At 66.1% G+C, this 21,135-nt stretch carries 20 protein-coding genes; 10 read left to right on the forward strand and 10 right to left on the reverse strand.

Features of this window, described 5'->3' with window-relative positions; translation table 11 throughout:
* Positions 1-168: 168 nt before the first annotated feature.
* Together ispA and RTI28_RS11320 are read right to left on the reverse strand one after the other, a co-directional pair.
* A complete protein-coding gene (gene ispA / locus RTI28_RS11315; RefSeq protein ID WP_316920531.1) occupies positions 169-1,056 on the reverse strand; it encodes a (2E,6E)-farnesyl diphosphate synthase in 888 nt (295 codons plus the stop codon).
* Positions 1,053-1,295 carry an exodeoxyribonuclease VII small subunit gene (locus tag RTI28_RS11320; RefSeq protein WP_316920532.1) on the reverse strand — a complete coding sequence of 81 codons (243 nt, stop codon included), beginning with the start codon at positions 1,293-1,295 and terminating at the stop codon, positions 1,053-1,055. Before RTI28_RS11320 ends, ispA begins: the two co-directional genes overlap by 4 nt.
* Positions 1,296-1,480: 185 nt before the next feature.
* Between RTI28_RS11320 and RTI28_RS11325 the strand changes: the two genes are divergently transcribed.
* Genes RTI28_RS11325 through RTI28_RS11335 form a run of 3 tightly spaced genes read left to right on the forward strand, consistent with a single transcriptional unit; the run spans position 1,481 to position 5,142 of the window.
* On the forward strand, positions 1,481-2,866 hold the full coding sequence (locus RTI28_RS11325) for an MBOAT family O-acyltransferase (RefSeq protein ID WP_316920533.1): 1,386 nt from the start codon (positions 1,481-1,483) through the stop codon (positions 2,864-2,866).
* Positions 2,853-3,992 carry an SGNH family hydrolase gene (locus RTI28_RS11330; protein ID WP_316920534.1) on the forward strand — a complete coding sequence of 380 codons (1,140 nt, stop codon included), beginning with the start codon at positions 2,853-2,855 and terminating at the stop codon, positions 3,990-3,992. Before RTI28_RS11325 ends, RTI28_RS11330 begins: the two co-directional genes overlap by 14 nt.
* 1 nt (position 3,993) lies before the next feature.
* Positions 3,994-5,142, forward strand: coding sequence for an SGNH/GDSL hydrolase family protein (locus tag RTI28_RS11335; RefSeq protein ID WP_316920535.1), 1,149 nt, complete (start codon positions 3,994-3,996; stop codon positions 5,140-5,142).
* 110 nt (positions 5,143-5,252) lie between these two features.
* Here the strand turns inward: RTI28_RS11335 and RTI28_RS11340 are convergent, their stop codons facing one another.
* Genes RTI28_RS11340 through RTI28_RS11365 form a run of 6 tightly spaced genes read right to left on the reverse strand, consistent with a single transcriptional unit; the run spans position 5,253 to position 11,471 of the window.
* A complete protein-coding gene (locus RTI28_RS11340) occupies positions 5,253-6,794 on the reverse strand; it encodes an ABC transporter substrate-binding protein (protein WP_316920536.1) in 1,542 nt (513 codons plus the stop codon).
* Between the two features lie 30 nt (positions 6,795-6,824).
* Positions 6,825-7,799 carry an ABC transporter ATP-binding protein gene (locus tag RTI28_RS11345; protein WP_316920537.1) on the reverse strand — a complete coding sequence of 325 codons (975 nt, stop codon included), beginning with the start codon at positions 7,797-7,799 and terminating at the stop codon, positions 6,825-6,827.
* Positions 7,796-8,782 carry an ABC transporter ATP-binding protein gene (locus RTI28_RS11350; RefSeq protein WP_316920538.1) on the reverse strand — a complete coding sequence of 329 codons (987 nt, stop codon included), beginning with the start codon at positions 8,780-8,782 and terminating at the stop codon, positions 7,796-7,798. Before RTI28_RS11350 ends, RTI28_RS11345 begins: the two co-directional genes overlap by 4 nt.
* Entirely contained in the window at positions 8,779-9,636 is an 858-nt protein-coding gene (locus RTI28_RS11355; RefSeq protein WP_316920539.1) for an ABC transporter permease, read from the reverse strand. The genes RTI28_RS11350 and RTI28_RS11355 overlap by 4 nt, the downstream gene beginning before the upstream one ends.
* Complete coding sequence (locus RTI28_RS11360) at positions 9,633-10,580, reverse strand: ABC transporter permease (RefSeq protein WP_316920540.1); 948 nt, start codon at positions 10,578-10,580, stop codon at positions 9,633-9,635. Before RTI28_RS11360 ends, RTI28_RS11355 begins: the two co-directional genes overlap by 4 nt.
* Positions 10,581-10,583: 3 nt before the next feature.
* Complete coding sequence (locus RTI28_RS11365) at positions 10,584-11,471, reverse strand: proline iminopeptidase-family hydrolase (protein ID WP_316920541.1); 888 nt, start codon at positions 11,469-11,471, stop codon at positions 10,584-10,586.
* Between the two features lie 179 nt (positions 11,472-11,650).
* Here RTI28_RS11365 and RTI28_RS11370 point away from each other — a divergent pair, with 179 nt between their 5' ends.
* Together RTI28_RS11370 and RTI28_RS11375 are read left to right on the forward strand one after the other, a co-directional pair.
* Entirely contained in the window at positions 11,651-12,412 is a 762-nt protein-coding gene (locus RTI28_RS11370) for a LuxR family transcriptional regulator (protein WP_316920542.1), read from the forward strand.
* A 97-nt stretch (positions 12,413-12,509) separates the two neighbouring features.
* Positions 12,510-13,409, forward strand: a complete 900-nt coding sequence (locus RTI28_RS11375; RefSeq protein WP_316920543.1) for a proline iminopeptidase-family hydrolase — start codon at positions 12,510-12,512, stop codon at positions 13,407-13,409.
* 104 nt (positions 13,410-13,513) lie between these two features.
* Here the strand turns inward: RTI28_RS11375 and RTI28_RS11380 are convergent, their stop codons facing one another.
* Complete coding sequence (locus RTI28_RS11380) at positions 13,514-14,518, reverse strand: helix-turn-helix domain-containing protein (protein WP_316920544.1); 1,005 nt, start codon at positions 14,516-14,518, stop codon at positions 13,514-13,516.
* A gap of 455 nt (positions 14,519-14,973) precedes the next feature.
* Here RTI28_RS11380 and RTI28_RS11385 point away from each other — a divergent pair, with 455 nt between their 5' ends.
* From RTI28_RS11385 to RTI28_RS11405, 5 genes are all read left to right on the forward strand, one after another.
* The gene (locus RTI28_RS11385; protein WP_316920660.1) at positions 14,974-15,786 is read left to right on the forward strand and encodes a transporter; all 813 of its coding nucleotides are present in this window, start codon (positions 14,974-14,976) and stop codon (positions 15,784-15,786) included.
* 48 nt (positions 15,787-15,834) lie between these two features.
* Complete coding sequence (locus tag RTI28_RS11390; protein WP_316920545.1) at positions 15,835-16,875, forward strand: phenylacetaldoxime dehydratase family protein; 1,041 nt, start codon at positions 15,835-15,837, stop codon at positions 16,873-16,875.
* A 24-nt stretch (positions 16,876-16,899) separates the two neighbouring features.
* Positions 16,900-17,526, forward strand: coding sequence for a nitrile hydratase subunit alpha (gene nthA / locus RTI28_RS11395; RefSeq protein ID WP_316920546.1), 627 nt, complete (start codon positions 16,900-16,902; stop codon positions 17,524-17,526).
* Position 17,527: 1 nt separating this feature from the next.
* Positions 17,528-18,235 carry a nitrile hydratase subunit beta gene (gene nthB / locus RTI28_RS11400; RefSeq protein ID WP_316920547.1) on the forward strand — a complete coding sequence of 236 codons (708 nt, stop codon included), beginning with the start codon at positions 17,528-17,530 and terminating at the stop codon, positions 18,233-18,235.
* 66 nt (positions 18,236-18,301) lie between these two features.
* Entirely contained in the window at positions 18,302-19,816 is a 1,515-nt protein-coding gene (locus RTI28_RS11405; RefSeq protein WP_316920548.1) for an amidase, read from the forward strand.
* 56 nt (positions 19,817-19,872) lie between these two features.
* Here RTI28_RS11405 and RTI28_RS11410 read toward each other — a convergent pair whose 3' ends face one another.
* The gene (locus tag RTI28_RS11410) at positions 19,873-21,024 is read right to left on the reverse strand and encodes a helix-turn-helix transcriptional regulator (protein ID WP_316920549.1); all 1,152 of its coding nucleotides are present in this window, start codon (positions 21,022-21,024) and stop codon (positions 19,873-19,875) included.
* Positions 21,025-21,135 lie beyond the last annotated feature (111 nt).

Consider the following 21,135-nt stretch of genomic DNA (forward strand, 5'->3'; position numbering starts at 1 on the left):
ATTGGGGAGAGGCTGCCCATTCAATGGGGTGCTGGCCATTCCGCTGTAGGAGCTGGCTTGCCTGCGAAGGACCGCGGCAGCGGTCCCAGACCTCACCGCGATAGGGACCGCTGCGCGGTCCTTCGCAGGCAAGCCAGCTCCTACAGGGGTAATGGGGGCGTGCCGGGATCAGTTGCGCCGTTCGACGATATACCGCGCCAGCGCCCGCAGCGGCTCTGCCGCTGCGTCAAACGGCCGCAGCGCGTCCAGGGCCTGGTCGCGCAGCTCGAGGGCATAGGCCTTGGCCGCGTCGAGGCCGAGCAGGGCCGGGTAGGTCGGCTTGTCGCGGGCGATGTCGGCGCCCTGGCGCTTGCCCAGGGTCGCGGTATCGCTTTCCACGTCGAGGATGTCGTCCTGCACCTGGAACGCCAGGCCGATGGCCTGGGCGTACTGTTGCAGGGCATCGAGTTCGGCGTCCCCGGCACGCTCGCTGGCCAGGGCACCGAGGCGCACGCTGGCTTCGATCAGTGCGCCGGTCTTGTGCCGGTGCATGAACTCCAGGGCCTTCTGGTCGAGCTTGAGGCCCACCGAGCCGAGGTCGATGGCCTGGCCGCCGACCATGCCCGCCGGGCCCGCCGCCCTGGCCAGGGTACGCACCATGGCCAGGCGCGTGGCGTCGTTCAGGGTGCTCAGGCGCGGATCGAGCAGGGCGTCGAAGGCCATGCTCTGCAGGCCGTCGCCGGCGAGGATCGCGCAGGCTTCGTCGAAGGCTTTGTGGGTGGTCGGCTGGCCGCGGCGCAGGTCGTCGTCGTCCATCGCCGGCAGGTCGTCGTGGACCAGCGAGTAGGCATGGATCAGCTCCACCGCGCAGGCGGCGCCATTGGCCTGTTCGGCACGGCCACCCAGCGCCTCGCAGGCGGCGTAGGCGAGCAGCGGGCGAACGCGCTTGCCACCGTTCATCACGCTGTAGCGCATGGCCTGGTAAAGCCGTTCGAGTTCCACCGAAGGGGCCTGGAACAGGGGTTCCAGGGCGGCATCGACGCGCGCCTGGGATTGCGCCTGATAGTTGCCGATCATTCCGCCGGGTCCGCGTCGAAGGGCTCGGCGGCCAGTTCGCCGTCGCGCTCCAGGAGGATCTGCACCTTCTGCTCGGCCTGGGTCAGGGCACCCTGGCAGTCACGGGTCAGGCGAATGCCTTGCTCGAAGGCGGTCAGCGAGTCTTCCAGCGACAGTTCGCCGTTCTCCAGGCGCTCGACCAGGGCTTGCAGGTCGGCGAGGGATTGCTCGAAATCGATGGCGGCTTTTTTTCGGGCCATGGCGTCTGTCTCGGTGGCGGTTGGAACGGCGCGACACTAGCAGAGCAGGGCATTCGGGGCAAATCGGTGGTGGTCTTGAGGGGGCATTGCGGCGCTCGCGTTGTGAGCGCTCATGGCTCTCTGCCATAATCGCGCCCGCTCGGCGTCCAGAGCATCCCTTCCGCCGTTGCGTGATGGACCACGTTGTGAGCCTCCTGTCGATCGAATCCGCTCTGTGCTTCATTGTCTTCTTCGTCCTGTACTGGAGCCTGTGCTGGAGCACGCGGCTGCAGAACGTCGTGCTGCTGGCCGCCAGTTACGGTCTGGCGGCCAGCTTCAGCCCCTTCGCCCTGTATGTGCTGTTCGCCTACACCCTGGCGGTGTACGGCCTCGGGCTGCTGGCGGCGCGCTGTCCGGGGCGCTGGTTCAGTGACCTGGCCCTGCTGGTGCTGGTGCTCGGCTGTTTCTACCTGTTCAAGTACCAGGAACTGCTGGTCGGCGGCGTCCAGGCCGCGCTGGCCGGGCTGGGCCTGACGCTGTCGTTGCCGGTGCTGCAGGTGCTGGTGCCGATCGGCTTTTCCTTCTATGCCTTTCATTCCGTCAGCTACGTGGTCTCGATCAACCGCGGCGAGCTGGCGCCGGTGCCGCCGCTGGACCTGGCCCTGTACCTGGCGTTCTTCCCCTGCCTGATCGCCGGTCCGGTCAATCGCGCCACGCACCTGCTGCCGCAGATCCGTGTCGGGCAACTGCGCCAGGTGCTGGAGCCGCAGCGGGCGCTGGGGCTGATCGCCCTGGCGGTGGTCAAGGTGTTCCTGCTCAGTGGCTGGCTGGGCAGCGAGTGGGTCGATCCGGTGTTCGAGACGCCGGGCAACTTCACCCCGGCGCAGGTGCTCCTGGCGGTGTACGGCTACAGCCTGCAGATCTACTTCAACTTCAGCGGCTACACCCACCTGGTCAGCGGGCTCGCGCTGCTGCTGGGCTATCGTCTGCCGCGCAATTTCGACGCGCCCTATGTCGCGCGCAATCTGCGCGAGTTCTGGACGCGCTGGCATATCAGCCTGTCCAGCTTCATCCGCGACTACGTGTACATCCCCCTGGGCGGCAATCGCCATGGCGCCTGGCTGGCGACGCTGTACATGTTCCTGGCGATGCTGGTGTCCGGGCTCTGGCATGGCGCCAGCCTGAACTTCCTGATCTGGGGCGCGCTGCATGGCGTCGGCCTGGCGCTGTACAAGCTCTGTGCGCGCCTGTTGCCGACGGCGACCGGAGCGGCCTGGCCCGCACGGGTGCTGACTTTCCACTACGTGGCCTTCGCCTGGGTGTTCTTCCGCAGCAGCAGCCTGGAGGGCGCGCTGGACATGCTGAACGGACTGTCGGCCGCCGATCTGCTCGGCGACAGTGGCCTGCTGGTGCTGGCCTGCGCGCTGCTCCTGGCCATCTATCCCTCGACCCTGGCGCTGCTGCGCGGTGGCTTCGTCGCCAGTACCCGCTTGCCCTGGGCGTTCTACCCGCTGCCGTTCGCGCTGTTCCTGGCGCTGGTCATCTTCGCCGCGCCGTCTGGCGTACCGGGTTTCATCTATGCCGGTTTCTGACAACCGCCAGCTGTTGCGCACGCAACTGGGCGCGGCGCGGGTGCTGTATGCCTTGCTGATCAGCGCTGTGCTGCTGGCCTGGCTGAACCAGCAGTCGCTGGCCCTGTACTGCCAGCAGCAGTATCACCAGAGCTGCGAGTTGCCGCTGCTGGGACAGAGCCCGCTGTGGCGCCTGGGCGGCAATCTCGACCAGGCCCTGGTGGATGCCCGCGAGCGCTTCTTCGACAGCCTCAGCGCGCAGCGCAGCGAAACGCCACCGCCTGCGGCGCCGCTACCGCCGGCACCGGTGACGGTGGACCTGGCGCCCAACATCCCGGTAGTGACGGTCAGCCTCGACGGGCCTTCGGCCAAGCCTGCGCCAGCCAGGCCGCAACCGGTCAAACCGAAGCCGGTGGCTGCTCCCGCTGCCGCTGCGCCAGGCAAACCGCCGATTACCCAAGCGCTGCCGGACATCGTGCGTTCGCCGCGGGTCACCCTGCGTGCCAGCGACGAAGTCTTCCTGGTCGGTGACTCGATGATGCAGGGTGTCGCGCCGCACCTGGCCAACACCTTGCTCAAGCGCTACGGCATTCGCAGCATCAACCTCAGCCGACAGAGCACCGGGCTGGCCTATCCGGGCTTTTTCAACTGGCCGCAGACCGTCGCCCGGACGCTGCGCGAGCACCCCAGGGTGCGTCTGATGGTGGTCTTCCTCGGTCCCAACGACCCCTGGGACATGCCCCAGGGCAAGGGCAAGCCGTTCCTGCGCTTCAAGACCCCGGCCTGGGAACTGACCTATCGCCAGCGCATCGATACCATCCTCGACCAGGCTCGCGAGCGGGGTGTGCAGGTGATCTGGGTCGGGCCGCCGAACATGCGCCAGCCGCGGCTGTCGACTGCCATGGCCTATCTCAGCGAACTGTACCGCGAACAGGCGCAGCGCCATGGCCAGCACTATGTGTCGGCCAACGTCGTGCTCGGCTACAAGGCCGACGAGTTTTCTTCTACCGTTCACAACGGCCAGGGTGGGCAGTTGCGTACCCGCGCCGACGACGGCATCCATTTCACCATTCCCGGGCAGAAGCTGATCGCCAACCAGGTGTTGGCCCTGATCGCCTTTCCCGGACCTGACGTGACGGGGCATTGAGATGCGTCGATTGCTTTCCCTGCTGCTGCTCGTCTGCCTGCTGCCCGTGGGCGGTGCCCAGGCGACAGGTCGCGACGGCAACCTCGGGCTGTTCGCCGGCAAGCTGCGCATGGCGGCCCGGGCGCCGGTGAACGTGGTCCAGCTTGGCGATTCGCATACCGCCGCCGACCTGTTCAGCGCCGAACTGCGCCGGCTGTTGCAGCAGGACCATGGCGACGGCGGTATCGGCCTGATCTCGGCCGTGCCGGTCCCGGGCACCCGCTACGAACAGGTCGTGCTCAAGGCGGCCGAAGCGCAATGGCAACTGGTGTCGGCACGCAACCAGCACAGCGAACAGTTCCCGCTGGGCGGCTACCTGGCGCTGCCGCAGGTGGAAAAGGCCACGGTGCGCATCGAGGCGCGCCAGGCGGATGAGCAGCGCTATCGGGTTTCCGCGCTGTACCAGGCGCAGCAGCACGCCAGCCTGGAGGCCCGCGACGGGCAGAACCCGGATCGCCGGGTGATGCTGGCCGCCAGCGGCGGGCAGTGGCGTTTCAGTCCGCTGCTGAACAACGCACGCCTGCCGCTGCAGTTGTCGGTGGAGGCGCCGGCGGGGCTGGCGCTGGGCGGCTGGTATGTCCAGGGGCAGCAGAATGCCGGGGTGACCCTTTCCGCGCTGGGCATCAATGGCGCGCAACTGACGGTGACGGACAAGTGGCAGGCGGGCTGGCAGGAAACCCTCAGGGCGTTGCGCCCGGACCTGCTGATTTTGGAGTACGGGACCAATGAAGCCTTCGATCCGCGCTTCGACCCGCAGCAGTACCGCGAGCAACTGACCCGCATCGTGGGCGACCTGCGCCGCCAGTTGCCCCGTGCGCTGATCGTCCTGCTCGGGCCGCCGGACTCGATCAGGCAGCGCACTGCCCAGGGCTGCGCGGCGCGGGTGCCGCAGGGGTTGGCCGGGATCATCGAGGCGCAGCGCGAGGTGGCGCAGGCGAACGGCGCGCTGTTCTGGGACTGGCAGGGGTTCATGGGCGGGCCGTGCTCGATCGAGCAGTGGCAGGCTAACGGGCTGGCGCGGGGGGACCTGATTCACCTGACGGCGGAGGGCTATCGCAGGAGTGCGGGTGGGTTCTATGGGTTCTTGCGCAAGGCGTTGGGGTTGCGCTGAGTTCGGGGGCCGCGTTGCGGCCCTTCGCGGTGGTTCGTCACACGACAAGCCTCGCTCCTACGAGGGATCGGCGTCTTCCCGTAGGCGCGAGGCTTGCCCGCGAATACCTGTCAGTTCTTCGCGGTCTTGACGCCAGGCTCCAGCTTCACCGTCTCCTCCAGGGTGAAGCGCCCCAGCGGGTTCTGCGTGAAGTTCTGGATATTGCTACGCGAGATATTGATGTACGGGCTGTAGTACAGGTCGATCCAGTTCACGTCCTGCTTCGCCAGTTTCTGCAGTTCCTGGTACATCTGTCCGCGCTTGACCGGATCGGTCTCCACCCGCGCCGCGGCGACCAGGTCCTTGACCTTGTCGTTCTTGTAACGGGTCATGTAGTTCTGGTTGGAGTCATGCCCGAGCACGAAGGTGGTCTTCTGGTCCGGGTCGAGGATGTCGTTGGTCCAGTACATCACCGACAGGTCGTAGTCGCCGTCCACCAGCATCTGCCAGCTCGCGGTGGGGTCGACCTTCTGCAGGTTGGCGGTGATGCCGACGTCCTTCAGTTGCTTCTGCACCAGCACGGCGATCTGCTCGTCGGCCTCGTTGCCGGCGTTGACCACGTAGTTGAGCTTGAGGCCTTCGGCGCCGGCCTTCTTCAGCAGTTCGCGGGCCTTGGCCGGGTCGAACGGACGCTGCAGGTTGTCGGCCTTGTGGTACAGCGCACCCTTCGGAATGTACGAGTAGGCGACTTCGCCGTGACCGAAGGTGACGGTGTCGACCAGCGCCTTCTTGTCGATTGCCAGGTCGATTGCCTCGCGCACTTCCTGCTTGCCCAGCAGGCCCTTGGCGTGGTTGATCAGCAGGTGGTCTTCGCGGGTGGATGGGTCGCTGTGGATGGTCAGGCTCGGGTCTTTCTTCAACTCGTCGACCTGGGAGAACGGCACGAAGATCGCCGTGTCCAGCTCGCCGGCGCGGACCTTGAGCATGCGCGTGTTGTCGTCGGGAATGGAGATCCACTCGACGCCATCCAGGCTGACCTTGTCGGCTTCCCAGAAGTTGGGATCCTTCTCCAGGATCACCCGGTCGCCATGCACCCATTCCTTGACCCGGAAGGCACCCGAGGTCACCGGCTCCTGGGCGTAGGCGTCCTCGCCCATGCGTTCCATGGCCTTCTTCGACACGATCGACAGGTTGGCGGTGCTCAATTGCGAGAGGAACGGCACCGACTTGCTCTTCAGGGTCACCACCAGGGTGCGGTCGTCGACCGCCTTGGCGTCGGCGATGTCCTTGTAGGCGTCGGACCACATGGAGCCCGGGTTGTCGCGGATACGCAGGAGGGTGAAGGCGCCATCCTCGGCGGTGATCGGCGAGCCGTCGGAGAACTTGGCGTTGCGCATCTTGAAGGTGTAGGTCAGGCCGTCGTCGGAGACCGTCCAGCTTTCCGCCAGGCCAGGCACCAGCCTGGTGCCGCTGTTGTCGACCCGGACCAGCACGTCGTAGACGTTGCCGAACACCCAGCTGTCGCGGTTCTGCGCACTCTTGATCGGGTCGAAGGTGGTGCTTTCCTCACGGCAACCGATGGTCAGTACGCCGGCGGCCTGGGCCACGCCGCTGGTCACGGCGCTGGCAGCCAGCAGGGCGGCGGTGAGTAACTTCAATGCTCCGGGTTTCATGCTCAAGCTCCATTTGATGATGTGGTTGGATCAGAACAGCGGCTCCGTATGGACGCAGGCGTATTGCCGCGCGCCCAGCGAATGGGTCGGCGGTGCGCTTTGCCGACAGGCCGGCAGGGCATGCCGGCAGCGGGGATGGAAGGCGCAACCGGTCGGCAGGTGCAGCGGGCTCGGCGGTTCGCCCGGCAGCGGTTGCTCGGGCAGGCGGCGGGCCGGGTCGATGTCGGCGATGGACTGGATCAGGGCGGCGGTGTACGGGTGGCGCGGAGACTCGAAAACCTCGCGCACCGGGCCTTCCTCGACGATCCGCCCCAGGTACATCACTGCCACGCGGTCGCACAGGCGGCGCACCACGGTGAGGTCGTGGGTGATGAACAGCAGCGCGAGGTCCATGCGTTCGCGCAGCTCCAGCAGCAGGTTGATGATCTGGCCCTGGATCGACACGTCGAGGGCGGCAACGCATTCGTCGGCGATGATCAGCCGCGGCTCGATGGCCAGGGCGCGGGCGATGCCGACCCGCTGGCACTGGCCGCCGCTGAGGGCGCGCGGCTTGCGTTCGGCCAGTTCGGGGCGCAGGCCAACCCGTTCGAGCAGTTGCGCGACCCGCGCGGCGACCTGGTCGTCCGCCACCTTGCGCTGCACCCGCAGCACTTCGGCAAGGATCTCGCCGACGCGCTGGCGCGGGTTCAGGGCGCTGTACGGGTCCTGGAAGATCATCGCGGTTTCACGGCGCAGGCGGGCGATATCGGCCTTGCTGCCGTGGGCCATGTCGATGCCGTCGAAGAGGATCTGCCCGTCGGCCACCGGGGCCAGGTGAAGGATGGCCCGGGCCAGGGTGCTCTTGCCGCAGCCGGACTCGCCGACCAGGCCGAGGGTTTCCCCGGCGGCCAGGTGCAGCGAGGCGCCGTTGACCGCGCTGACCTTGCGCGGGCGCAGGCTGAACAGGCCTTCGCCGGCGGCGGGGAACTGCACCCGCAGGTCCTTGACCTGCAACAGCGTGGTCATGACCAGCCTCCGGCGAGCAGCGGCGTGTGGCAGGCCAGGCGATGGCCGGGTTCGCTCTCGCGCAGTTCCGGCAGGTGCTCGCGGCAGCGCGTCGAGGCCTGCGCGCAACGCGGACCGAAGCGGCAGCCGGGAGGCATGTCGCCCAGCAGCGGCGGTTGCCCGCCGATGGTGTTCATCAGGCGCTGGCCACTGTCCGCCGCCGGGTGGCAGGCGAGCAGGCCGGCGCTGTACGGGTGTTGCGGCCGGGCCAGCACCTGCGTCTTGCTGCCGTGCTCGCAGAGGCGCCCGGCGTACATCACGGCGATGCTGTCGCAACTCTGCGCGACCACGCCGAGGTCGTGGCTGATGAGGATGATCGACAGGCCGCGGCGGTCGCGCAGGTCGAGCAGCAGGCGCAGGATCTGCGCCTGCACGGTGACGTCCAGCGCCGTGGTCGGTTCGTCGGCGATCAGCACCCTGGGGCTGCAGCCCAGGGCCACGGCGATCATCGCCCGCTGGCGCATGCCGCCGGAAAACTCGTGGGGGTAGTTGTCGACCCGCGACCGCGGATCGGGAATCCCCACCTGGCGCAGCACTTCGATGGCTTCGGCCCGCGCTTCGCGGCGCGAGGCGCCCTGGTGCAGGCGGATGCCCTCGGCAATCTGTTCGCCGATGCGCATCAGCGGATCGAGGTGGCTGCTCGGGTTCTGGAAGATCATCCCCAGTTCACGCCCGCGCATCTGGCGCATGCCGGCCTCGTCCAGCTGCAGCAGGTTCTTCCCGGCCAACTCTACCGCCGTGCCCTCGACCCGCAGGCTGGGCGAGGGCAGCAGGCGCATCAGCGCGCGGCAGGCCATGGTCTTGCCCGAGCCGGATTCGCCCACCAGGCCGAGGATCTCGCCTTGGCCAAGGCTGAACGACAGGCGATCGACCACCGCGATGTCGCGCCCGTCGATACGGGCGATCACGCTGAGATCTTCGACGCGCAGCAGGGCGGTGCTCATGAACGGTCTCCCAGGCGTTCGGCGACGCCATCGGCGAGCAGGCTGAAACCCATCGCCAGGGTCACCACGGCCAGGCCGGGGAAGGTGCAGATCCACCAGGCGCTGGTGATGAGGCTCTGACCTTCTGCAACCATCGTGCCCCATTCGGCGGTGGGCGGCTGCACGCCGAGGCCGAGGTAGCTGACCGCGGCGCCGTTGAGCAGGACCAGCACGGCGTCGGACATGCAGAACACCACCGAGCTGAACAGGGCGTTGGGCAGCAGGTGGCCGAAGAGGATGCGCCGGTGGCTGAAACCGAGGCTCTTCGCGGCCAGGGCGAAATCGCTTTCCTTGAGCACGAGGATCTGCGCGCGGATCAGCCGGGCGTAGGACACCCAGCCGACCAGGGCCATGGCGATGTAGAAACTGCCCAGGCCGGGGCCGAGGATGGCCATGATCGCCAGCATCAGGACCAGGAAGGGGAAGGCCAGGACGATATCGATCAGGCGCATGCACAGCGCGTCGAAGCGCCCGCCGATGTAGCCGGAAATCGCCCCGATGCAGGTGCCGAGGAGGAACGGGAAGATCACGCCGATCAGGGCCATCTGCAGGTCGATGCGGGCGCCCCAGATCACCCGCGAGAGGATGTCGCGACCGAAGTTGTCGGTGCCGAAGGGGTGCGCGAGGGTCGGTGCGAGCAGGCGCAGGTCGCCGTTCTGCTGCAGTGGATCGTAGGGCGCGACCCAGGGCGCGAACAGCGCCAGCAGGCCCCAGCCGAGGACGATGGCGAGACCGCAATACAGGGTCAGGCGGCCATCGCCGAGGTTCCAGCGCAGGCGCCAGCGTGTGGGCAGGGCGACGCTCGGGTTGCTCATTGGATCTTCACCCGCGGGTCGATGGCGGTGGTCACCACGTCGGCGATGAAGTTCACCGCCACGGTGGCGCAGGCCAGGACCATGGCCACGCCCTGGACCACCATGTAGTCGCGGGTGAAGATCCCGCGCACCAGCAACTGGCCGATGCCGGGCAGGGAAAACAGGCTCTCGATCACCACCGTGCCGCTGATCAGCCAGCCGATGTTCACTGCCAGCAGGTTGACCGTCGGCACCATCGAGTTGGGCAGCACGTGGCGCCGGAACACGGCGTTCTCCGAGAGGCCGCGGGCGCGGGCGGCGGTGACGTGGTCGGCCTGCAGTTCGAGGAGCATGCTGGCGCGCAGGTTGCGGACCAGCACCGCCGAGAGGGCCAGGGCGATGGTCAGGCAGGGCAGCACCAGGTGGTGGAGTTTGTCCGGCCACTCGCGGCCATAGCCGGACACCGGGAACAGCCCCCAGTGCACGCTGAACAGCAGGATCAGCATCAGCCCCAGCCAGAACGCCGGCAGGCCGAGGCCGGCGGTGGTGAACAGGCGGATCAGGTTGTCGGCCCAGCCGCCCTTGTTGCGTGCGGCGACGGTGGCCAGCGGCACGGCGATCAGCAACGCGAGGAGCACGCTGCCGGCCACCAGCATCAGGGTCGGCTCGATCCGTGTCGAGATCAGCTTCAAGGCATCGACCCGGTACAGCAGGGACTGGCCGAGATCGCCGTTGAGCAGGTTCTTCAGGAAGTACAGGTACTGCACCCAGATCGGCTCGTCGAGGCCGAACTGGGCGCGGATCTTCTGGATCGCGTCTGGCGTGCTGCGCGAGCCGAGCAGCACCCGCGCCGGGTCGCCGGGAATCGAGCGGACCAGGACGAAGGTGATGACGCTGATGCCGAACAGCACCGGCAGCAGTTGCAGCGGGCGGGTGAGAACGAAGCGGTAGCGCGCCAGGTTCATCGATCAGCCCCGGTTGCGTTGGAGGAAGTCCAGCAACACCGGGAAGTAGGCCGTGGGCTCCTCGTAGAACGGCATGTGGCTGCTGTTGGGGAACACCTGCAGCTGTGCGTCCTGTAGCGCCAGCTTCATGCGCATGGCGCAGGCCGGGGTGAGCTCGTCGTGCTGGCCGGTGGTGATCAGCACCGGCATGCGCAAGTCGCCCATCTCCTTGAGCCGGTTCCAGTCCTTCAGGTTGCCGGTATAGAGGAACTCGTTGGGGCCCTGCATGGTGCAGTACGGGCCCATGTTCCAGTCATCCAGGGAGCGCCGGACCGGCGCCGGCCACTCGTCGAGGCGGCAGACATGGCGGTAGTTGAGCAGGGTGATGGCGGCCTGGTACTGCGGGTGGTCGAGCTGGCCGAGGGCTTCGAAGCGCTGCATCATCGCCACCGTCTCGCTGCCGAGGGCGCCGCGCAGGCGGTCGAGCTCGCTGGAGAGGTGCGGGATGTCGGCGGCGGTGTTTTCCAGGATCAGGCTTTTCAACGCCTGCGGGTGATGGATGGCGTACTCGATGGCCAGCCAGCCGCCCCAGGAATGCCCGAGCAGGTGGACGCGGCCGAGGTCGAGGGCCTGGCGCAGGGTTTCCACCTCGGCGACATAGCGGGTGATGTTCCACAGGGCGGTGTCGTCGGGGCGGTCGGAGGCGCCGGTGCCGAGCTGGTCGAAGGTGACCACCCGGTAGCCCTTGTCCTTGAGCCAGGCATGGGCATCGCGCAGGTAGTCGCAGGGCAGGCCGGGTCCGCCGTTGAGGAGCAGCAGCACCTCGTCGCCTTCGCCGTAGCTGTAGGCCACGAGATTATGGCCATCGACCGAAACGTCGAACTGCTGGTCGGGTTGGATCTCACGCCACATCGCTACTCTCCTGTCGGCAATGGTATTCGGCTATACCCTGCGCAGGAGATTGCTTCGCCTACAAGCTAGTATTTCCTATAGGTTTCGTCTGGCAGTCCCGCGCCGAGCCGTGGCATTCTACTTGGCGGACTTCAAGATGGAAATCCGGCCGGGGTACACACACACAGGGAGTGCAAGGAATGCGGGCCAAGCTGGCTGACCTCAATGCCCGTCTGTTGTCTGGCAGGAGCCTGGACGAACAGATGGACGCCGCCGCGGAGCTGGCGGCGGAACTGGGCTTCGACGCCCTGTCCTACGACTACACGGCGGTCCCGCTGGACCCTGTGGGCGAAGTGCTCACACCCACCGTGGTCAGCGTGCGCAATACCCCCGAGGACTGGGAAGACCTCTGGTGTTCCGAGGGCTACTACCAGATAGACCCGGTGCAGCACCTGGCGATCACCTCCATTGCGCCATTCGTCTGGTCCTACCGGCCCGAGGACGAGACCGTCCTGCAACGCCACCTCGACCACCGTCATGCCCCCGTCAGCGGCTACCTGCAGGATGCCCAGCTGGGCTGCGGTGTCACCGTGCCCATCCACCTGCCCCGGGGCGGCCTCGCCACCCTGACAGGGTTGCGCGCCCACACCAGCGAGCGCGACCTGGCCGAAGCCCGTCATTTTCTCGCCGACTTCAGTCTGCTCGCCCATTCCCTGCAGGAGGCCGCCTATCCGCTGCTATTGAAGGAAGGCGCGAACAAGGCCATCCGCCTCACCCGGCGCGAACTGGAATGCCTGCGCTGGGCCGCCGAGGGCCTGACCGCGGCGCAGATCGCCGAACAGCTGAACCGCTCGCTGGCAACCATCTCCCTGCACCTGACGTCGGCCATGCACAAACTTGGTGCAAGAAATCGCGTGCAAGCGGTAGCCCGTGCCGTGCATTACCGGCTTCTTGATATCTGACGACGGAAAAATCGCGAAAACCTAGAGAATTCTCTAGTTATGCACTGACGCGCTGGCGGCTATCGTGTGTCCTACAGTTCACACGGAGCCCGATGAAATGGAACTCATCAAATCGCGTGAAGGTTTTGCCCCTTTCGGCAGCTACCAGACCTGGTACCGCATCACCGGTGACCTGGAGTGCGGACGCACGCCGCTGGTCATCCTGCATGGCGGGCCGGGCTGCACCCATGACTACGTCGATGCCTACAAGGATGTCGCCGCCGGTGGCTATCCCGTCATCCACTACGACCAGCTGGGCAACGGCCGCTCGACCCACCTGCCGGACAAGCCGTCGTCGTTCTGGACGCCGCAGTTGTTCCTCGACGAGCTGGACAACCTGCTCGAACACCTGGGCATCCAGGAGCGCTATGCGGTTCTCGGCCAGTCGTGGGGCGGCATGCTCGGCAGCCTGCACGCGGCACGCCGTCCGGCGGGCCTGCGCTGCTTCGTGATCGCCAACTCGCCGGTGGACATGCGTGTCTGGGTCGAGGAAGCCAACCGCCTGCGTGCCGAGCTGCCGCCGCAAGTCCAGGAAACCCTGCTGCGCCACGAAGCCACGGGCGACTTCAGTGCTCCGGAATACCTTGCCGCGACCCGGGTGTTCTACGACCGTCACGTCTGCCGCCTGGACCCCTGGCCGGACGAGGTGGTGCGGACCTTCGAGCAGGTCGATGCCGATCCGACCGTGTACCGCGCCATGGCTGGCCCGAACGAGTTCCACATCATCGGCAACACCAAGGACCTGAGCGTCCTCGACTGCCTGGGCAAGATCGACGTGCCGTGCCTGCTGATTTCCGGGCGCTACGACGAAGCGACCCCGCTGGTGGTCAAGCCGTTCATCGACATCATCCCGGGGATCCGCTGGGCGTTGTTCGAGAACTCCAGCCACATGCCGCACGTCGAAGAACGGGTGGCGTGCATGGGCACCGTGGTGACCTTCCTCGACGAGAATCTCTGATTTCCCTTTGGCCGCCTGGCGGCCAGTTTTTTTCCCTTGCTCAGGCCTGTCGTGGCGTTTCGCCCGGTGGGCCTGAGTTCTTTGTGGCGCCTGCAACCTCGGCATCAGCCCACGCAAGCCGCCTCCCGCCATTCCTTCGGCGACACCCCGTAGAACTCGCGAAATACCCGGCTGAAATGCGACAGGTCGTTGAAGCCCCAGGCGAACGCCAGTTCAGAGATGCGTATGCCGCCGTTGAGCGGGTTGCCCAGTTCGGCGCCGCATCGTTCCAGGCGCCTGCGCAGCACGTAGCGCATCAGCGAACTGCCTTCGCGTTCGAACAGCTTGCCGATGTAGCGGCTCGACAGGCCGGTGGCACAGGCGACCTGCTGGGCATTGAGCGCCGGGTCGCGCAGGTGGTCGTTGATGTACAGCTTGACCCGGGTCAGGGTCAGAGCCTGGGTCCGGGTGTGCTCGCGGTCGCTGGGCTGCAGGTTGCCCAGGGTCAGCGCGATGAGGTGGGTGGCCGACTCCGAAAGCCGCGCCATTTCGGCGGGCGTGAACTGGCCAATCTGGGTCGACAGGGTTTCGAGAAACGCACGCAGCACCCGGCCGGTGGGGGTATCGAGGGATACGCGGGTGGCGGTGCGCGAGTCCATGTCCACCACCAACTGGTTGAGGCTGGCGCGCGGCACGCTGATGATGATCTGCCGCCAGTCGTGGTCGAACACCAGGTGGTGGGGGCGGGTGGCGTCGTAGATGGAAAACTCGCCGGGACCGATGCGCGCGCGGTTGCTGCCTTGCTCGAGGCATTCCTGGCCTTCGAGCATCAGCACGGCGAAGTACTTGTCTTCGTCGCGACAACGCGGCTGCAGGTGGCGGCGGTTGACCGCCTGGGCCGCCGCGCCGACATCGCTGACCCGCAGCAGCTCGCATTTCTGCGAGCGCACCTTGCCGTAGAAGGCTGGATTGGGCAGGGCGCCGATTTCCACATCGGCGAACAGGCGCAGGATCATTTCGCGCCAGTAGTCCACCCGATCATTGACGTTGTTGCTCAGGGTCGCCAGCTCGATGCTGTCGCTCGCCCAGTTGGCGGGGTACGGCTGGCCCCCGGTTGATTGCTTGATCATCGACGAAACACCCCAGTTATCGGTTTTTTTCTCAGGATGAATCTTCAGCCCGCCGTCCCCCGTTCCGTGGTGGCGTCCGCGCCTGTCAGGCCCGGTGCGGCGGGTGGTGGGGCGCATACAGCAGCCCCATCGCCCGCCGATCGCTGCAGGATCATTGATACACCAGGCAACCCCCACCCGCTACTGCATCGGACGCAAGGGCCGACCCAGCACAGCTTTTGTTCCGTTTCAGCCAAGAAGCAAAGGGCGTGGACTCTCATCCTTGAGTCACCGGCGGGGAGGGTCGCCGGTCCTGTTTTCCAGCAGGAACCTGGCCAGGACAGCCGGCAATTCGAATGCCCCTGCGAGGGCCCTGACTCAAGGCAAAAATCATGAAAACAACAAGCCTTTCGTTTTGCGATCTGAAGCGTTCCGTGATCTGTGGTCTGTTGCTGATCGGTGTGTCGTTCTCCAGCATGGCGGTGGAGGTGGCCCCGGGCGACTACGAGCAGTACCCCGCGGGCGCCACCATCGGCGTGGTCTATTACCAGCACGCCAGCACCGACGCCCTGCGCGTCGACGGCCATTCGGCCAGCTCCGACTTCAACCTCACCTCCGACATCGGCATCCTGCGTCTGCTCCACGTCATCCAGGTCAACGACAAGGTCACCGTCGATCCGCAGTTCCTGCTGCCCTTCGGCCATGTCTCCGGTGGTGCCGACGCCTCGGCGCTGGGCAGCACCAGCGGCGTCGGTGACCTGATCCTCACCGCGCCGATCAAGCTGCTGCTCAACAGCGCCCGCGACACCCTCAGCGTCAACGCCTACCTCTACGTGCCCAGCGGCAGCTACGACAAGGACGACGCCCTCAACCTCGGCGAGAACCGCTGGAAAGTGGATTTCCAGGGCGCCTACATCAAGCATTTCGGTGACAAGTGGGCGGTCGACCTGATCGGCGATGCCATCTGGTATGGCGACAACGATGACTATGGCCCGGCCTCCATGACCCTCAAGCAGAAAGTCTCCTACGGCGCGCAACTGATGGGCCGCTACATGCCCGATCCGGCCACGGCGCTGGCGGTGGGCGTCGGCCAGCTGTGGGGCGGCGAGAGCGAGGTCGACGGGGTCGACCAGGACAACCGCCAGCGCACCACCAACGTCCGCTTCAGCGCCACGCGCTTCTTCACCCCCAAGGATCAGCTGCAGTTGCAGCTTGGCCGCGACCTGGCGGTGGAGAACGGTCCGCGTGAGGACTTCCGCCTCAACCTGCGCTACGCCCACATCTTCTAAGTGATCCCCCGTACCTGCCCCTTACAACAACAAAACGAGGTCAGCCAGATGGAATCCGCAATCGACAAGCACCTGATTTGTCCGCGCCTGCGTGCGCGCCGCGTCGACGATGACTACACCCCGCCATTCCCGGCCTGGGTCGGTCGCGCCGGCAGCCATATCACCCAGTACGTCATGGCCTACCTGGGCGTGCAGGGCAAGGGCGAAAGCCAGTTGAGCGCGGTGTGCGGCGCGCTGCGCCAGATCGTCGGCCAGCTGGGCCTGGACAACGGCCCGCAGCACTACGACATGGCCCATTACGTCGATGCCGCCGGCTACGACAACATGGTCGCCATCGCCTACTGGGAAAACCCGGCGAGCTTTGCCCGCTGGCAAGCGGACTCGCGGGTGGACGGCTGGTGGAACGGTGAACAGCGCGGCGGCGACGGGCTGGGTTACTTCCGTGAGATCGCCAGTCCCGGTGTGGAGCGCTTCGAAACCCTCTACGCCATGCCCGAAGGCATGGAAGGCATAGGCCTGGCGATGGGCGAGCGCAGCGGCGAGATCCAGGAGCACGGCTACTGGGGTTCGATGCGCGATCGCATTCCGCTGTCGCAGACCGACGCCATGCAGCCGTCCGGTGAGCTGAGCGCCAGCCGCGCGCCCGGCCGGGTCAGGGTCGGCGGTCACGAGAACCTGGTGATCATCCGCTCCGGCCAGGACTGGAGCGAGACCGTGGACAAGGAGCGCGACCTCTACCTTGGCGAGATGGAGCCGGTGCTGCGTGCCGGCATGGATTTCCTGCGCGACGACGGCCTGCCGGTGGGCTGCTACAGCAACCGCTACATGCAGCACATCGATGCCCGCGGCCAGCGCGAGGAGAAGAGTTTTTCGGTGAGCCACTGGCGGTCCATGTCGCACCTGGAGCGCTGGTCCGAATCGCACCCGACCCACATCGAGATCTTCGGCACCTTCCTGCGCATGGTGCAAAGCCTGCAGGGCGAGCTGAAATGGAAGGGCTATCACGAAGTCAGCGTGCTGCGTGCCGAGGACCAGCACTACGAATACATCAACTGCCATGCCGGCACCGGCCTGTTGCGTGGCGTCTGAAGCCGCCCGCGCAAGGAGAACACCATGAGCGATCACAACAGTGTTGCGCCGGCGTCCGCGGCCGAGCGCGCCTTCGCCTTGAAACAGGCGCTGGAAGAGAAGGGCCTGGTGCCCGAGGGCTATGTCGAGCATTTCACCGAGGTGATGGAAAACGACTTCGACCCGGCCAACGGTGCCCGCGTGGTGGCCCGCGCCTGGGTCGATCCGGCCTATCGCGAACTGCTGCTGCGCGACGGCACCGCCGCCTGCGACCAGTTCGGCTACACCGGCGTGCAGGGCGAATACATCGTTGCCCTGGAAAACACCCCGGCCCTGCACAACGTCATCGTCTGCACCCTGTGTTCCTGCACGGCCTGGCCGGTGCTGGGCCTGCCGCCGGACTGGTACAAGAGCTTCGAGTACCGGGCGCGGGTGGTCCGCGAGTCGCGCACGGTACTGCGGGAAATGGGCCTGGACCTGCCGCAGGACGTGGCGATCCGGGTCTGGGATACCACCGCCGAGACGCGCTACATGGTGCTGCCGATGCGTCCGGCAGGTACCGACGGCTGGAGCGAGGCCGATCTCGCCAGCCTGGTGACCAAGGACGTGCTGATCGGCATCGCCCGGGCCGAGGTGGGTGTGCGGGTCGATCACAGTGCGGGAGGGCATTGAGATGGATGGCATTCATGACCTGGGCGGTGTCCAGGGCTTCGGCCCGGTGGCGCACACCGCCAACTCCCTGAGCTACAGACCGGTGTTCCACCAAGACTGGGAGCATCTGGGCTACAGCCTGTTGTTCCTCGGTGCCGGCGAGCTGGCCTTGTTCAACGTCGACGAGCTGCGCCACGCCATCGAGCGCATGGCGCCGCAGCAGTACCTGGCGTCCAGTTACTACGACCGGATCATCGTCGGTACGGCCTCGCTGTTCGTCGAAAAGGGCGCATTGCAGCGGGAACGCCTGGAGCAGCTGGCGGGTGGGGCCTATCCACTGGCCTTGCCGCTCGGCCCCGGGCGCGAGGCGCGGCCGCCGCGCGAGCCGTTCGTGGTGGGCGATGACGTGCGGGTGCGCGACGAGTTCGTCAGCGGCCATATCCGCATGCCTGGCTATGTGCGCGGCAAGCACGGGGTGGTGCTGCACCGCACCACTCACGCCTGGCCGTTTCCCGATGCCGTGGGGCATGGCGGGTCGAGCCCCAGCGAGCCCACCTACCACGTGCTGTTCACCACCCGCGAGCTGTGGGGCGATGCCGCGGACGAGGGCACGGTGGTGGTCGATCTGTTCGGTGGCTACCTGGAGCGGTGCGAGCCGCCGCCGCGCAGCCTGTTCGGTGGCTACCTGGAGTCGTACGAGTCGCCTTCGCGCAGCACTCAGGCCCGTTGAACACCGGTTCCCCGTATGGCAGGCAGCGCCTGCCATACCGTTCACTCCTTTTCAGCGAGAGATTTCATGACCATTCGCAGACCTGATCCCAGCGAACTCGACGGTATCGCCGCCGACTTCGGCATCACCCTCAGCGCCGCGCAACTGGCTGCCTATCACGCAGTCCTGCAGGCCAATTTCGACGCTTACGACCAACTCGATGCGCTGCCCGATTTTCTTCCGGCGGTGCGCTATCCGCGCAAAGCCGTGTACCAGCCCGACGCCGACGAGAATCGGCTGGGCGCCTGGCAGTGCCGGACGCTGATCCACGGCCGGCCCACCGGTCCGCTGGCAGGCAAGCGGGTGGCGATCAAGGACAACATCGCCGTCGCCGGCGTGCCGATGCTCAACGGCACCTTCACCCTCGACGGCTACGAGCCGGAAGTGGACGCCACGGTGGTCACCCGTCTGCTCGACGCTGGCGCCACCATCACCGGCAAGTCCGTGTGCGAGGCGCTGTGCTTCTCCGGTGGCTCGCACACCTCGGCCAGCGGTCCGGTGCACAACCCGCGGCGCCATGGCTATTCCACGGGGGGCTCGTCGTCCGGTTCGGCGGCGCTGGTGGCGGCGGGCGACGTGGACATGGCGGTGGGCAGCGACCAGGGTGGCTCGGTGCGTATTCCGGCGGCCTATTGCGGCGTGTACGGCATGAAACCAACCCACGGACTGGTGCCCTATACCGGTGCCATGCCGATCGAAACCACCCTCGATCACCTGGGGCCGATCACCGCCACGGTGCGTGACAACGCGCTGATGCTGGAGGCGATGGCCGGTGTCGATGGTCTCGATCCGCGCCAGGCGTTCGTCGGCCAGGTGGGGGGCTATGTCGAAGCGCTGTCCCGCGGTGTGGCCGGGTTGCGCATCGGTATGCTGCGCGAGGGCTTCGGTCATGCCAATTCCGAGCCGGAAGTGGACGAGGCCGTGCGCCGGGCGGCGGGACTGTTCCGCGAGCTGGGGGCCAGCGTGCAGGAGGTATCGCTGCCGATGCACAGTGCCGGCCCGGCCATCTGGCTGGCGATCGCCGCCGAGGGTGCGACGCAGCAGATGATGAAAGGCAACAGCCACGGTTTCAACTGGCGCGGTCTGTACCTCGGCGGCATGATCGGCCACCACGCCCGCTGGCGCGAACGGGCCGACGAACTGCCGGACACGGTCAAGACCACCCTGATCCTCGGCGAATACATCAACCGCCAGTACCAGGGGAGCCTGTACGGCAAGGCGCAGAATCTCGCCCGGGCGTTGCGGGCGGCCTACGACGAGCTGTTCGAGGAATTCGACCTGCTGCTGTTGCCGACCGTGCCGCTGCGTGCGACGCCGTTGCCGGCCAGCGATGCCGGGCTGGAGGAGACGCTGGGCCGGGCCTTCGAGATGATCGGCAACACCTGCGGTTTCGACGCCAGTGGTCATCCGGCAATGTCGATCCCGTGCGGGGCGAGTGACGGCTTGCCGATCGGCTTGCAACTGGTCGGGCGGTACTTTGGCGAGGGCGATATCTATCGGGCGGCGTATGCCTTCGAACAGAGTGCCGGCCTGGCTGAATAGGTGGGAAGCGCTGGCTCCGCCGGAGACCATCGGAGCCAGGCGCCCGTCATGCACAACTAGTGAAAGGCCGGTAACGAAAGCAACAAGTGGATGAGGTCGCTTATCCGCCGACTGTTTGTTTTTTCCAGCAACCGGGAAATATGGGTACGCACGGTTGGAAGTTTTACCGAAAGGCTCAGTGCGGCCTCGGCAGGCGAACGACCATGAAGCAGTTGAACGGCCACTCTCGCTTCGGCGGCCGTACAACTGTAGAAGTCCTTCAGCCACCTGACGGTACTCTCGGTGTCGAGGTGAGGATTGTTGAATAACAGCAGCGCACTTCCCTCGGCAGTTACAGCCTCTCCCAGACAGCTGGAGGCCGACAGCGGTATCACGCACACCATGCCGGTGGAGTCACCCTGCTGCAGCTTGAGTACCCCAGGCTCTCCCGAGCAGAGAGTACCGTCCAGCTCCAGCACTCCTCGGCGTACGTTGCAGGCATTGCGAATGAGCTCCAGCAGCGCACTGTGGGTTTTCGTGGACTTGCATACCAGTCTGCTCGACTCCAGCTTCATGCCTGGATTTTTTTGCAGCAGTTGCACGGCCTTCTGGTTTAACTGAACAACGATCGCTCCCTCCTGGCAAACGACTGCGGGATGAGCCAGACGCTCCAGAAACTGCTGGCCGGTCGCCGCGGCCCACGCCCCCTGTTGAAGCCTGCGATTGAGGGCCAGGCTTCGTTGAAGATGGGGCGTCAGCCGTTGAAGCCAGGGCAGATGATGCCCTCGACTGAATGGCCGGTCTTCGTGGATCAGGCCGAGCAAGGTCGATACACCGTTCTGGGTGCTCAGGCTGGTGCCTATCCCGTAGCGCATGCCATGGGGCAAGAGAAAATCCTGATAGAACTCACTCTGGCTGGCGTAGGTAGCGTCAAAGTGTTCATGGCACAAGATCCACTCCCCAGGTCTGGCGGCAGCGCTTTTCGCACCGCGGGGATCGATGCCTCCGTAATATTCCAGGTAGGACGGCGTTGCCGCGAGAATACGATCGGCATCTCCTCCGGCCATCGAAACCAGAATGGCTCTTTCCCGAATGTCGACCAGGTAGAGCTGCGCAATATCTGCTCCGGCCGCTTTGGCAATCAACTCCAGGGCGCGCGGCCAGCGCTCGAATGACCAGGCGGCCTCGTAGATTTCGCCAACCAGTAAATCGTATTCTCCCTCTTTCATTAAAAACCCCAGGCATCAAGCTTTAACATGAAAGAATAACGAGCTGTACAAAGTACAGACCAAAAGCATAGTCGATGAAGGGGTTTGGAAGTGTCGCGTGGTAAGCCGTGT

Origin of the sequence: Pseudomonas sp. zfem002 (genome assembly GCF_032621685.1) — a bacterium.
Taxonomy (GTDB): domain Bacteria; phylum Pseudomonadota; class Gammaproteobacteria; order Pseudomonadales; family Pseudomonadaceae; genus Aquipseudomonas; species Aquipseudomonas japonica.